At 66.1% G+C, this 12,041-nt stretch carries 12 protein-coding genes; 6 read left to right on the plus strand and 6 right to left on the minus strand.

The window, feature by feature from the left end:
* Positions 1–168: 168 nt before the first annotated feature.
* Positions 169–324, minus strand: a complete 156-nt coding sequence (locus tag VI480_RS13990; RefSeq protein WP_323673476.1) for a hypothetical protein — start codon at positions 322–324, stop codon at positions 169–171.
* On the opposite strand from VI480_RS13990, the gene VI480_RS13995 reads away from it, so the two are divergent.
* Together VI480_RS13995 and VI480_RS14000 are read left to right on the plus strand one after the other, a co-directional pair.
* Positions 323–1,846, plus strand: coding sequence for a hypothetical protein (locus VI480_RS13995; RefSeq protein ID WP_323673477.1), 1,524 nt, complete (start codon positions 323–325; stop codon positions 1,844–1,846). The genes VI480_RS13990 and VI480_RS13995 overlap by 2 nt on opposite strands.
* Before the next feature lie 18 nt (positions 1,847–1,864).
* A complete protein-coding gene (locus tag VI480_RS14000; protein WP_323673478.1) occupies positions 1,865–3,025 on the plus strand; it encodes a pyridoxal phosphate-dependent aminotransferase in 1,161 nt (386 codons plus the stop codon).
* Between the two features lie 72 nt (positions 3,026–3,097).
* Here the strand turns inward: VI480_RS14000 and VI480_RS14005 are convergent, their stop codons facing one another.
* Positions 3,098–4,240, minus strand: coding sequence for an LLM class flavin-dependent oxidoreductase (locus tag VI480_RS14005; RefSeq protein WP_323673479.1), 1,143 nt, complete (start codon positions 4,238–4,240; stop codon positions 3,098–3,100).
* Positions 4,241–4,367: 127 nt separating this feature from the next.
* Between VI480_RS14005 and VI480_RS14010 the strand changes: the two genes are divergently transcribed.
* Positions 4,368–5,666 carry an AMP-binding protein gene (locus tag VI480_RS14010; RefSeq protein ID WP_323673480.1) on the plus strand — a complete coding sequence of 433 codons (1,299 nt, stop codon included), beginning with the start codon at positions 4,368–4,370 and terminating at the stop codon, positions 5,664–5,666.
* 28 nt (positions 5,667–5,694) lie between these two features.
* Here VI480_RS14010 and VI480_RS14015 read toward each other — a convergent pair whose 3' ends face one another.
* Positions 5,695–6,864 carry a Fic family protein gene (locus VI480_RS14015; RefSeq protein ID WP_323673481.1) on the minus strand — a complete coding sequence of 390 codons (1,170 nt, stop codon included), beginning with the start codon at positions 6,862–6,864 and terminating at the stop codon, positions 5,695–5,697.
* 308 nt (positions 6,865–7,172) lie between these two features.
* Between VI480_RS14015 and VI480_RS14020 the strand changes: the two genes are divergently transcribed.
* Entirely contained in the window at positions 7,173–7,481 is a 309-nt protein-coding gene (locus tag VI480_RS14020; RefSeq protein ID WP_323673482.1) for an NIPSNAP family protein, read from the plus strand.
* 10 nt (positions 7,482–7,491) lie between these two features.
* Entirely contained in the window at positions 7,492–8,295 is an 804-nt protein-coding gene (locus tag VI480_RS14025) for an HpcH/HpaI aldolase family protein (protein WP_323673483.1), read from the plus strand.
* Positions 8,296–8,338: 43 nt separating this feature from the next.
* Here the strand turns inward: VI480_RS14025 and VI480_RS14030 are convergent, their stop codons facing one another.
* From VI480_RS14030 to VI480_RS14040, 3 genes are all read right to left on the minus strand, one after another.
* Positions 8,339–9,625, minus strand: coding sequence for a hypothetical protein (locus VI480_RS14030; RefSeq protein WP_323673484.1), 1,287 nt, complete (start codon positions 9,623–9,625; stop codon positions 8,339–8,341).
* Between the two features lie 228 nt (positions 9,626–9,853).
* Positions 9,854–10,249 carry a type II toxin-antitoxin system VapC family toxin gene (locus VI480_RS14035; protein ID WP_323673485.1) on the minus strand — a complete coding sequence of 132 codons (396 nt, stop codon included), beginning with the start codon at positions 10,247–10,249 and terminating at the stop codon, positions 9,854–9,856.
* On the minus strand, positions 10,246–10,488 hold the full coding sequence (locus VI480_RS14040; protein ID WP_323673486.1) for a type II toxin-antitoxin system VapB family antitoxin: 243 nt from the start codon (positions 10,486–10,488) through the stop codon (positions 10,246–10,248). Before VI480_RS14040 ends, VI480_RS14035 begins: the two co-directional genes overlap by 4 nt.
* A gap of 184 nt (positions 10,489–10,672) precedes the next feature.
* On the opposite strand from VI480_RS14040, the gene VI480_RS14045 reads away from it, so the two are divergent.
* Positions 10,673–11,821 carry an amidohydrolase family protein gene (locus VI480_RS14045; RefSeq protein ID WP_323673487.1) on the plus strand — a complete coding sequence of 383 codons (1,149 nt, stop codon included), beginning with the start codon at positions 10,673–10,675 and terminating at the stop codon, positions 11,819–11,821.
* The last annotated feature ends 220 nt before the right edge of the window (positions 11,822–12,041 follow it).

The following is a 12,041-nucleotide window of genomic DNA, read 5'->3' on the forward strand; positions in this document are numbered from 1 at the left end:
GAGCACGACATCGTGGGGGACCTCTCGTTCCAGATCGAGGCGCAGCCGCACGGAGCGGGTGGTCGACAGCACGCCGTCCACCGACGCGAGGTCGACAGCGGCCGTGTCGTAGCGGGCGGGCACATGGGGGTTCAGCTCAGGTGTCGGCATGCCGCCAGTATTGCCGCCTCACTCAATAGTTTCTCCGAGCGTGATGAGACCCCCGCCGGCCGGCCCGTTACCGAGCCGATTGGCCGAGCCGTGGCCCGAGCGGCTGGTGAGCGTCATCCGAAGGCCGACGTTGGGCGCGAGCGGGATGCCGTTGGTCTTGGCTGCAATCGCCATGCTCGCCGTGGGTTGCCTGCTGGGCGGCGTGACGCTGGAAGAGACGCAAGAGCCTGCCGGCACGGCGGAAGCGGAGGCTGGCGCGGCTGCCGAGACGGCGGCACCCTCGGTACCCACCACTGCCCAGCCGCCTGCGACGACCGTCCGCGACTGTTCGCCGCGGGCCGCCGCCGACGACCTGGCAATCGACCCCACCGGAGCTGTGCTCGCGAGCGTCCAGATATCGCGTGCGCTCTACGACTGCGTCGACGAGATCGGCTTGGCATTCGCCGACGATTCCGAGGCGATCCTCACGCTGGCCGCACGCGGGATTGACGGACCGCTGCTGCTTATCGAGTCGTGGTCGGCTGCTGAGCCGATGACAGAAGTACGGCGTCTCGCGCCGGTGAGGATCGTGGCGGCGGGCTTCAACGAGCAACGCCTCTCCCAGCAGCTCGCTGGCTTCGACATCGAGTGGGTTCCGGTCAATCCGGCCGCAACGCTGCCGCATCGAGATGCTCCCCCCGAGCGGTTATGGATCGTCGGCAATGCCGAGCAAGCAGCGGTGTTCGGGGCCCTCGGGAGCCAGATCGACGCAGCAGCGTTGACCGTGGCCGTGGGTGACGACTTGCGGGCCCTGCCTGGGGCCGATCGAGCGATGCTGCGCGACGCTGCGCAGGTGGAGCTGCAGGCCGACCTTGGCCCCGACGCAGCGTGGCAGATGGAGGTTGTCCGTCGCGGCGACGAAGTGCCCGGCGGCGGCCTGCTCATGTTCGAGCCCCGCCGCGCCCGCCGCATCGTGGCCATGTACGGCCACCCGGCGACATCGCAGCTCGGGGTGCTGGGAGAGCAGGACCCAACTGAGGGCGTGGCGCGCCTGGCGTCCATCGCGGAGGGCTACGACGCTGACGGATCAGATGTGGTGCTCGCCTTCGAGATCATCGCCACTGTTGCCTCTGCCCGAGCCGGCCGCGACGGCGACTACTCCAACGAGACCGCTCTCGACGACATCAGACCCTGGGTTGAGGCGGCGGCTGCCAACGACATGTACGTGGTGCTCGACCTGCAGTCCGGCCGAACCGATTTCCTGACGCAGGCCAAGCACTATGAGGAGTTCCTGCGGCTCCCGCACGTCGGGCTGGCGCTCGACCCCGAGTGGCGGTTGCGGCCCGGCGAGGTGCATCTGCAGCAGATCGGCTCGGTCGACGCGGCCGAGATCAACCAGGTCGTCCGGTGGCTGGCCGGCCTCGTCCGTACCGAGGCCCTGCCTCAGAAGCTGTTGATCCTGCACCAATTCCGCTTCTCGATGATCACCAACCGCGAGCTCATCGAGACGCCAGGGGAACTCGCAGTGATGATCCACATGGACGGGCAGGGACCGATCAACACCAAATACAGCACGTGGAATGCGTTGACCGGCGAGCCCGACGCCCATCGCTTCTACTGGGGCTGGAAGAACTTCTACGACGAGGACTTCCCCACACCCACCGCGGAACAGGTACTCGCTCAGACACCGTCGCCGTTGTTCGTCTCGTACCAGTAGCCGCCTAACCTCCGCGACATGGCACGGCTGCCGTACCTGAGTTCGCGCCTGCAGGGCTACCAGTCGACGATCTTCGCCGAGATGTCGGCACTGGCGGTGCGGACCGGCGCCATCAATCTGGGCCAGGGCTTCCCCGACACCGACGGGCCGACCGAGGTGCTGGAGGCGGCGGTCGCCGCGATCCGCAGCGGCACCGCGAACCAGTACCCACCGGGCATCGGCATCGCTGAGCTGCGTCATGCGGTGGCCCGGCACCAGAAGCGCTTCTGGGGCATGGATGTCGACCCCGACAGCGAGGTGCTCATCACGGCTGGTGCGAGCGAGGCATTGGCCGCGAGCATCCTGGCGCTGACTGAGGTGGGCGACGATGTGCTCACGTTCGAGCCCTGGTACGACCTGTACGGCGCTGTGATTTCCATGGCGGGCGCCGTGCGGAAGGTGGTCACCCTTCGGCCGCCGGACTACGGGTTCGATCCTGACGAGTTGGCGGCAGCCGTGACGCCGCGCACCCGAATGCTGGTGCTCAACAGCCCGCACAATCCGACCGGCAAGGTGTTCAGCCGGGCAGAGCTGGAGGCCATTGCGGAAGTGGCCGTCGAGCGAGAACTCCTCGTGGTCACCGACGAGGTGTACGAGCACCTGGTATTCGAGGGCGAGCACATTCCCATCGCGACGCTTCCTGGCATGGCCGACCGCACGGTCACGATCTCGAGTGGCGGCAAGACCTTCGCCGTGACCGGGTGGAAGATCGGCTGGGTCTGCGCCCGCCCGGAGCTGGTAGCGGCAGTGCGCACGGCCAAGCAGTGGCTGACCTACGTCAGCGGCGGGCCATTTCAACATGCAATTGCCGCCGGGCTGGATCTCGGTGATGACTACTTCACAGCCCAAGCCGAGGATCTGCGCGCCAAGCGAGACCGGCTGTCCGAGGGCCTGCGCTCGACCGGCCTCGAGGTCTTCGAGCCGCCTGGCACCTATTTCATCACTGCCGACATCCGCTCGATCGGCCACGACGACGGCATCGAGTTCTGCTGGGGCCTGCCCGAGCGGATCGGCGTCGCGGCGGTGCCCAACGTGGTCATGTACGACAACGTCCACGAGGGCCGCCACCTCGTCCGCTTCGCCTTCTGCAAGCAGCACGACGTGCTCGACGCAGCCATCGAACGTCTCCGCTCGCTCTAGCCCGCAAGCTGGTTGATTGCTCGGGCTAGGGCAGCGACCCGTGCTGCGCCGGGTGTTGCCCGGACGCTGGGTTCAGGAGCTGGCTCGCAGGGGAGCGATGACGCCTTCGGCGAATTCGTTGAGCATCGCCAGTTCTTCGTCCTGTTCGAAGTAGCCCACGTGGTGCCACAGGAAGAACTCGGTGACGCCGAACTCGGAGTGCAGCGAGGCCACGTGGTCGAGTTCTTCTTCCCGGCTGCCTCGCCACACGCGTCCCATCGGCACCACGTAGGGCGGCGCGTTGTAGGCCCAGTTGAACAGCTCCTCGAAGCCGTCATAGAGGTCCGCGGCCTCGGCAGGCGTGCGGCCCATCGTGAGGTGACCGCCGATCGCGAGCGCATCGGCTGCCGTGGTGTCGCGCCCCGAGTCGTGGGCTTCTTCCAGATAGATGTCCAGCGCCGTGCCGATGAAGCTCTGCCGCTCGGGGGCTACGAAGCTGACCATCTTGCCGCCCTCGCGGGCCCAGAACTTGGACGTCTCCATGCTGTAGCTGAACGGCGCGTACACCGGCGGGTGCGGCTGCTGCAGCGGCCGGGGCACGATGCCGATCTCGCGCAGCGTCTTGTTCTCGTCGACAGCGGTCGGGTCGAAGTCGTCGGTGGGCGGGAAGTGCCACTCCATCTCGGGTGGGGCCTGCCAGAACTCGCCTCGGATCGACACCTTGTCCTGGGTCCACAGCGACTTCACCAGGTGCCAGTTCTCGTAGAGGGCCCGGCGGCTTCGCTGGTCGGTTTCCGACTTGTCGGATTCGGTGGAGGTGATGCCGAGGTGCTGGCCGAACGTGCCGGTCCAGCGCGGCGTGTTGCCGCGAGTGAAGCCCACGAAGGTGCGCCCGCCGGTGAAGTGGTCGAGCATGGCGATGTTCTCGGCGAGCTGGATCGGGTTGACGGCGGTGAGGTTCATGCCGAGCTGGCCCACCCGCATCCGCTCGGTGTGCTGGGCCACGAAGTAATCCCAGAACAGCGGGTTGGTGGTGGTCTCGATGCCTTCCACCTGCATGTGCTGCTCGGTCATGGCGAAGCCGTCGTAGCCGACCGACTCGGCGAACTGCATCTGGGTCCGGATGTGATCCATGAGGGTCTGCCAGCGTTCGGGCATCGACCCGGCCAGACCGATCTGCTCGCCGCGACGGCGCATGTACGGCACCACGAGGATCGTGAAGCGGAAGTCGGTCATGGGGACTCGGGGTCCTTTCGGTTCACCGCTCCTTGTCGCAGCGGCCGCACAGACTGCAACACTAGGAAACCGGCCGGCGCCCGAACCGGCCAACCCAGCGTCACCCGAATGGGGGAGGAACCGTCAGATGCCCAAGTTCGAGCCCACCGCCGGGCGGGGTCTGCATCCCATCGAGAATGCCCCGATCCCGGAGATCCGAGCGCTCCAGCTGGAGCGGCTGAAGTGGAGCTTGGCGCACGCCTACGCACATGTGCCCGCGTACCAGCAGCTGTTCGACGAGGCGGGCGTTCACCCGTCCGATCTGCACACCCTCAACGACTTGGCGCGTTTCCCGTTCACGTCCAAGACCGAGCTGCGCGAGAACTACCCGTTCGGCATGTTCGCCGTGCCGCGAGAGCAGGTGCTGCGGGTGCATGCGTCCTCGGGCACCACGGGAAAGCCGACTGTGGTCGGCTACACGCAGTCCGACCTGGACATGTGGGCGCACGTGTTCGGGCGCTCGCTGATGGCGGCGGGTGTGCGACCGGGCGATGTGGTGCATGTGTCGTATGGCTACGGGCTGTTCACCGGCGGGTTGGGGGCGCATTACGGAGCCGAGCAGTACGGGTGCACCGTGGTGCCGGCCTCGGTCGGGCAGACAGCCCGGCAGGTGCAGCTGCTGGTGGACTTCGACGCCGACGTTCTGTGCGCCACGCCGTCGTACGCGCTGGTCGTCGCCGACGAGTTCCGCAACCAGGGCATCGACCCGGCGTCGACGTCGCTGCGGGTAGGGATATTCGGGGCGGAACCGTGGTCGGAGGCGATGCGGGCCGAGCTCGAGGAGGCCTTCGGCATCGACGCCGTCGACATCTACGGCCTCTCCGAGGTGATCGGCGGAGGTGTCGCCAACGAGTGCGTGGAGACCAAGGACGGGCCGACCATCTGGGAGGACCACTTCTATCCCGAGATCATCGACCCTGACTCGGGCGAAGTGCTGCCCGAAGGCGAGACGGGCGAGCTGGTGTTCACATCGCTGACCAAGGTGGCGATGCCGGTCATCCGGTACCGCACCCGCGACATCTGCTCGCTGCAGCCCGGCACGGCTCGTTCGATGCGTCGCATGGGACGGGTCGCGGCACGCAGCGACGACATGCTCATCATCCGTGGCGTCAACGTGTTCCCGAGCCAGTTCGAGGAGCTGGTGTCAGCCGAGCCTCGGCTGACCGGGCACTTCTTTCTCGAAGTGCATTCTCAAGGCCGGATGGAAGGCATCACTGCGGTGCTCGAGCCCAAGCTCGATGCCGGCGAACACGAGGCGATTGCTGCGGACTTTGCCGGCACGGTGCGCCAGCGCATCGGCATCTCGGTCGACGTCCGCACCGTCGAACCCGAAGGAATCCCGCGCTCAGAAGGCAAGGCGCAGCGCGTCCGCGACCTCCGCGGCTGAGCGTCACGGACGCGCGCTGTGGTGTGTGTCAGCCCCAGAGAGGTTCGGTGTCTTCGTTGAGAATTCTCAAGTGCTCGGTGTAGACAAATACGCGATCTCGTGCCCGCCCCGTTACCTCACGTGCCACACCGAGTCCACACAGCCGATTGAGTGCTGTAGCCACGGTGGGCCGTGTGAGACCGGTTTGGTTCGCGGCTCGGTTGATGTTGGTGGCCGGACGCTCGCTCAGTGCGCGCAACACGCGCAGTGTGCTGCCGGTCGTGTGAGGTGCCTGTTGCACTCGTGCGAGATCGCGTGCAGTGAGGTCAGCGATCCTTCGTGCCGTTTCAACCGCCGAGTCGGCGGCAACGGTCACGGCCTCGAAGAAGAAAAGAAGCCATGCCTCCCAGTCACCCCGTGCTCGGACGGCGTCGAGCAACTCGTAATACTGCGAGCGCTGCTGCTTGAGGTAGAGGCTGAGGTACAGGGCGGGGGTAGCGATGGCTCCTCGATCCAGCAAGACGAGCAAGATGAGCATCCTGCCGACACGCCCATTGCCGTCCAAGAAGGGATGGATGGTTTCGAATTGGACGTGTGCCAGCCCGGCCCGCACAAGCGGAGGCAGCCCGTCGGAGGCGTGGAGGAACTTCTCAAGCTCGGAGATTGCTTCGGCCGCTTGCTCGTGCGGCGGCGGCACGTAATGGGCTACGCCGGGTCGCCTGCCGCCGATCCAGTTCTGTGACTTGCGGAACTCACCGGGCAACTTGTCTGCACTCCGCGTGCCCGTGAGCAGGATGTCGTGCACTGCTCGCAATAGGCGGTTGCACAGCGGCAAGCCGTCTGGGCTTGTCATCTGCTCGCGGGCGTGATCGAAGGCATGCGCGTAGTTGGAAACCTCGATCACGTCGTCGAATGGAACGCCGGCCGCTGCGTCGATTTCGTAACGCATCAAATCCGACAGCGTTGACTGGGTGCCCTCGATCTGCGAGCTGAGTACTGCTTCCTTGCGAATGTAGGAGTACAGCAGCAGTCCTTCGTTCGGCAGCAGCGGGGCTGCGCCGTCGAGACGGCCTAGCGCGCCGGCGGCAGTGTTCAGCGCGTTGATCAGGTTCAAGTCGAAGTTCAGGGGCGGGTCGGGCGGCAGTGTGCGCGGCACGAACGCCTGCACTTCTTCGTCGTCGTAGAGCGTGGTTACGTAGTGCCCCGTCGTGCGCTCCATGGCGACGTCCCTTCGTAGATGCCTGCACGAGCATAGGCGACGTGAAAATTGTGACAGTTCATTTTCGTAGCGCTGATTCTTATGAACGAAATCTCCCTTCGCTCGAGTTGTAGGAAAAAATACTCAAGAATTTTTGTTTTCATCTCCAGTGCGAAACTTCTCTGTGTAGCCACTGGTCTGTCATGCCAGAGAGGAGCGTCACGGCATCGCTCGTCGCAACGCGAGGACAGCGGATCCGGCTACGGTGCGGCTGCGCGATCTGGCTGAGCGAGATTGCGGCTCGGCGCGACACGTCGAAGGAGACAGTCATGAGTTTCGTGGAGATGCGGCGCTACCGCTTGAAGGTCGGCGCACCGGAGCACTGGGTCAAGGTGTACTTCGAGAAGGGCTACGAGGCGCAGCGCAAGTACCTCGGCGAGCCCGTCGGCTACTACACCACCGAATTCGGCGGCATCAACGAGATCATCCACATGTGGCGCTACGACACGCTCGACGAGCGGGCCCAAAAGCGCAAGGCGCTCTTCGAGGATCCGGATTGGCTGGAGTTCGTGAAGGAGATCGCTCCGCTGGTCGAGACGCAGGAGAATGCGATCCTGCGCGACATCTTCGAGTCCTGAGCACGCAGTCATGCCGAACTCGATGATGGATACGTGGGCGTCCGGGGGAGAGACGCTGGGCACCTGGCTGTCGATGGCTTCCAGCCATTCGGCCGAGATCGCCGGACGTGCGGGCTTCGACTACGTCTGCGTGGACATGCAGCACGGCGTGGCCGACTACCAGGCTGCGGTCGAGATGATGCAGGCCGTCGAGATGGGCGGCGGCACTCCCATCGTGCGCGTGCCGTGGAACGAGCCCGGCATCATCGGGCGCGTCCTCGATGCGGGAGCCCGAGGGGTGGTTGTGCCCATGGTGAACTCGGTTGCCGAGGCTCAGGCCGCCGTGTCTGCTTGCAAGTACCCGCCGCTGGGCGCCCGCAGCTTCGGACCGGTGCTGGTGGCTGCCCGGGCTGCGGCGAGCGAGAACTACTTCGAAGTGGCGAACGACACCACGGCCTGCATTCCCATGATCGAGACCCGCCAGGCGGTCGAGGCGCTTGACGAGATCTTGGCGATCGACGGCGTCGACGCGATCTATGTCGGTCCGGCCGACCTGTCGATCAGCTACGGGTACGGACCGGGGTACACCGACGACAACGCTGACTACAAGGCGGCGCTGGAGCACATCGCCGAACGCTGCGCCGCCCATGGCGTGGTGGCGGGCATCCATTCGACAGCGGCGCTGTCGGCCGACCGGCGTGGCAAGGGCTACCGCATGCAAACCGTCGCCGGCGACGCCATGGCGCTCGGCCGGGGCATGGCCCGCGACCTGCGCACCGCCCGCGAATCGGGCGTAGCCGAGGCCACCACCGGCGCCGACTCCAAGATCTACTGACTGACCTCAGCGTCTGTGGTGCGAGCTGTCTCGACTGAGCGGCTCATCCGTCGGGTTGGTCGCTTGGATGTGCTGGCGCTCGCGACGGTCGACGAGACCCTGCGCAGCGCCCTGGCTCGATTGCGTTTTCGGGTTCCTCGGGCTGGTCGCGGTCGACCAAGCCCTTCGCTCGCTTGGCCGCCGAGCCGATTGCGGATGCAGTTGCGGCCGCGCCGCCCATCACGAGGCGTTGGGCCGTTGCCGTGCGGCCGACGACGGCGCTGCCTGCATCACTGGCCCATTCGGCGACCTGCGCGACGACCTTGTCCGCGTCGCGCTTGACGAACTCCTGCACTGCTTCGAACTGGACGTTCCTGGTCGCCGCATGCGCGAGCGCAGCTGCGCTGAGGCCGGCGAGAAGAGCCACGCCGGCAGGACCTCCGGCGACTCCCACGAGTGCGACGGCGCCCATGCTCGCACCCGAGGCGACAGCACCCTTGAAGACGCCGTCGGCAACCTCTGAGTAGCTGCCGTCGGTCCTGCTCTTGTGGAACGCCCGTGCCAGCGCAACCACCGAGACCGGCAGCAGCAGCGGATTCGCGCTGAGCGTCGCGGACAGTCCCATGCTGGCGGCCAGCGTCGCGAACGTCTCGGCGTCAGCCTTGTTCCAGGCGAAGATCGTCGAGACCACGCCGACGGTGCCGCCGAGCAGTTCCGCAGCGTCGTAGCTGACCAGGTCGGCAAACCAGCTCTTGGGGATGCCGAAGGAGGACTGCAGCGACTCGGCCACGGAGTCGAAGGTTTCCTTGTCCCAGTTGGCGAGCGGCAGGCCCATTGGCGTGGAGACATCCCGCAAGAGCCCGTGGACGGCGCCGAGCATCTCCTCGATCAGGGCGTCGTCGGCCGAGGCGTCTCGTGCTGCGTCCCAGGCGCCGCTGATGGTGTGGCCGCCGTCGAAGAGCCGATGGAGACCACCGCCGATGTGCGTCTCGAGGTACTCGGCGTCCATCGCCTTGTCGTAGATGGTGGCCGATCCGTCGACGACTGCCTGGGTGAGATCGTTGAAAGCGTCCGACAGGTCGCTGGCCAGCAGGCCCTGCGCAGCCCCGACCACCGACGCGGCCCACCTGCGGGCGGCTTCGGCCGTCTTCTCCGCGCCGGTGCCGACCGCCTGCTTGGTCGTCGACCCTGCGCTGCTCAGCGCCCCGGCGACGGTCTTTGCGGTGCTCGCGACGGCTTGTGCAGATGCGCGGCCTCCGGTGGCTGCGGCGTCTGAGATCTTCGAGGTCGCGGCGCCGGCAGAGTCGAGGAAGCGGTCGACGATGCCGGGCTCACCGTCAAGTGTGTCCACTGAGGCTGCGGACTCCCCTGATTCAGCCGGCTCTGACTTCGCCGCGGCGGTTGATGCAGCTGCGACGGCGAGAGCGTCGTCGACTTCAGAATGGACGCCGGGCAACGCGGTCGGCAGCGAGGCTGAATCGGGTGGCCTCTCTGGTTCTTGGCTCATGCGGCGCCAAGGTACATCGCGGCAATTCCAACGATGGCGGCCGCGCTGCATGCCTATAGCAGCTCGGTCGGTTCAGCGAGAGAGTGCCGCGGTGATGTCGGTTCGGCTGAAGTCGTTGCCGATGTGTAGGAGCGGTTGGCCGGTCTGTCGTGCGAGTGCGTAGGCGAACGTATCGCCGAAGTTGAGGGCAGCTTCGTGCCTTCCCTTGCCGAACCGGCGCCAGCACACCAGCGCGTCCCGCGCTTGGTCTTCGTCGACGGGTGCGATTCGGATGTCGATGCGGGCGAGCAGTTCTTCGAGGAGTTGGGTGCCGGCGGCGCCGGCGCGTGCTTCGACCACGATGCCCAATTCGACCCGCGTCGCGGCGGACATGACGCACGGCCCCTGCAGCAACTCGCGTTCGATCGCTTCGCTGCCGGGTTCTTCGAGCAGCACGGCGACGATGGCCGAAGTGTCCACGACCGTCACGTGGGCAGCCCGTATTCGTCGTATCCCACGATGTCGTCGGTGCGTCGTTCGTCGAGCACAGGCAATTGCCTGAATCGTTCGACGATGTCCTGGAGGCTTCGTTCCCGCTGGCGCAGCCGCTCGAGCACGAGCCGCGCCTCGAGTGAGGTGACGACTGCTTCCGTGATGGTTTCGCCAGTCAGTTCCGCGAGTTCTCGCGCAAGCTGATCGGCCTGCGCGCTCTTGATGCTCAGCACCATAGGTAGAACTATAGCTAGCTAGGTACCTAAGTACCTTCCGACTACATCGCCCACTCGAGGCCAAAAGGGGACTGCCTTGGCTGTTCTCTGCTTCCAAGGCAGGTGCCACAGCGTCGGCGTGAACCCGGCAGGACCCGACCGTCGATAGGTACGCTCCCCAGCGGGGCTGGACTTGGAGGGGAACGTGGACGTCGACTATCCGATCATCTCGGCTGATTCGCACATCGCGGAGGCTCGCAACACCTACGTCGACTACATCGACCCGAAGTGGCGGGATGTGGCACCGCGGGTGGAGTGGACCGAAGAGCGGGGCGATGTGTACGTCATCGACGGCATGAAGCGCACCATCGACATGGGCCTCATCGCTGCCGCAGGTCAGAAGCCCGAGGAGCTCAAGCGCAGCGCGGCGTACGAGGAACTGCCGGCCAGCAGCTACGACCCCGCCACGCGGACTGCCGACCAGGACCGCGACGGCGTTTCTGCCGAGGTGATCTACCCGTCGGTGGGCATGGTGCTGTGCAACCACTCCGATCCCGACTACAAGAAGGCGGCCATGGACGCCTACAACCGGTGGATCGCCGACTACTGCTCGGTGGACACCGACCGGCTGCTGGCGGTGGGACAAACCGCACTCCGCTCGGTGGAAGAGGCCATCAGCGACATCGAGGCCATGGCTGAAGCGGGCATGCGCGGAGTGATGATGTCGGGCAACCCGCACACCGAGTTCGACTTCGACGATCCCCGCTGGGACCCGTTCTGGCAGGCCGCAGTCGATCTCAATCTGCCGGTGTCGTGGCACATCCTCACCAGCCGCGGCCAAGGCCGGCCTCGGGGTCCGAAGGCGAACGCCTTCATGACCATCATCCGGGCCAACCAGGACATCATGGGCACGCTCGTGTTCGGCGGCGTCTTCGAGCGCAACCCGGGGTTGAAGGTCGTCTGCGTCGAAGCCGACGCCGGCTGGGTGCCGCATTTCATGTACCGGATGGACCATGCCTACAAGCGCCACCGGTATTGGCTGCCGCCAGGCCAGGAACTCTCCAAGCTGCCCAGCGAGTACTTCAGCGAGCACATCTACACCACGTTCCAAGATGACTGGGTTGCGTTCAAGATGGTCAACGACGTCAACCACAAGCGCCTGCTGTGGGCGAACGACTTTCCGCACTCCGACAGCACCTGGCCGTGGAGCCAAGAGCTGCTCGACGAGCACTCGGCGCATCTGACGGCCGAACAGACCCAGGACATCCTCTGCAACAACTCCGCCGAGCTCTACGACATCGACCTGTCGACGCTGCCGGTCGGCGGCGACCGTCTGGCGGCGAACGCGGCTTGAGCCAGCCGGTCTGGCGTTTGGCGGGCTGAATTGTTCTGAGTGCCTAGGCACGCGATGCGGGCGGCTCCGTGAGCTGCGAACCGCACCGGCACTGGGACACGGGACCAGGACTCACGCGGGTTTGGCTCCGCTGGCGCCAGCAGCAGTACCCGGCGGAGCGAGCCTGCCCGGTGGCGAGACCGGCGAGCGCTACCGTGTGCGCCGAACGCGGCGCACCGGG

Origin of the sequence: Candidatus Poriferisodalis multihospitum (assembly GCF_028283155.1) — a bacterium.
GTDB classification, from domain to species: Bacteria; Actinomycetota; Acidimicrobiia; order Acidimicrobiales; family Poriferisodalaceae; genus Poriferisodalis; species Poriferisodalis multihospitum.

What these genes read in the sequence shown, in the direction of transcription:
- VI480_RS13995 (WP_323673477.1), top strand. Translation starts at nt 323, where the DNA reads ATGCTCGCCGTGGGTTGCCTGCTGGGCGGCGTGACGCTGGAAGAGACG.
- VI480_RS13990 (WP_323673476.1), bottom strand. Translation starts at nt 324, where the DNA reads ATGGCGATTGCAGCCAAGACCAACGGCATCCCGCTCGCGCCCAACGTC.
- VI480_RS14000 (WP_323673478.1), top strand. Translation starts at nt 1,865, where the DNA reads ATGGCACGGCTGCCGTACCTGAGTTCGCGCCTGCAGGGCTACCAGTCG.
- VI480_RS14005 (WP_323673479.1), bottom strand. Translation starts at nt 4,240, where the DNA reads ATGACCGACTTCCGCTTCACGATCCTCGTGGTGCCGTACATGCGCCGT.
- VI480_RS14010 (WP_323673480.1), top strand. Translation starts at nt 4,368, where the DNA reads ATGCCCAAGTTCGAGCCCACCGCCGGGCGGGGTCTGCATCCCATCGAG.
- VI480_RS14015 (WP_323673481.1), bottom strand. Translation starts at nt 6,864, where the DNA reads ATGGAGCGCACGACGGGGCACTACGTAACCACGCTCTACGACGACGAA.
- VI480_RS14020 (WP_323673482.1), top strand. Translation starts at nt 7,173, where the DNA reads ATGAGTTTCGTGGAGATGCGGCGCTACCGCTTGAAGGTCGGCGCACCG.
- VI480_RS14025 (WP_323673483.1), top strand. Translation starts at nt 7,492, where the DNA reads ATGCCGAACTCGATGATGGATACGTGGGCGTCCGGGGGAGAGACGCTG.
- VI480_RS14040 (WP_323673486.1), bottom strand. Translation starts at nt 10,488, where the DNA reads ATGGTGCTGAGCATCAAGAGCGCGCAGGCCGATCAGCTTGCGCGAGAA.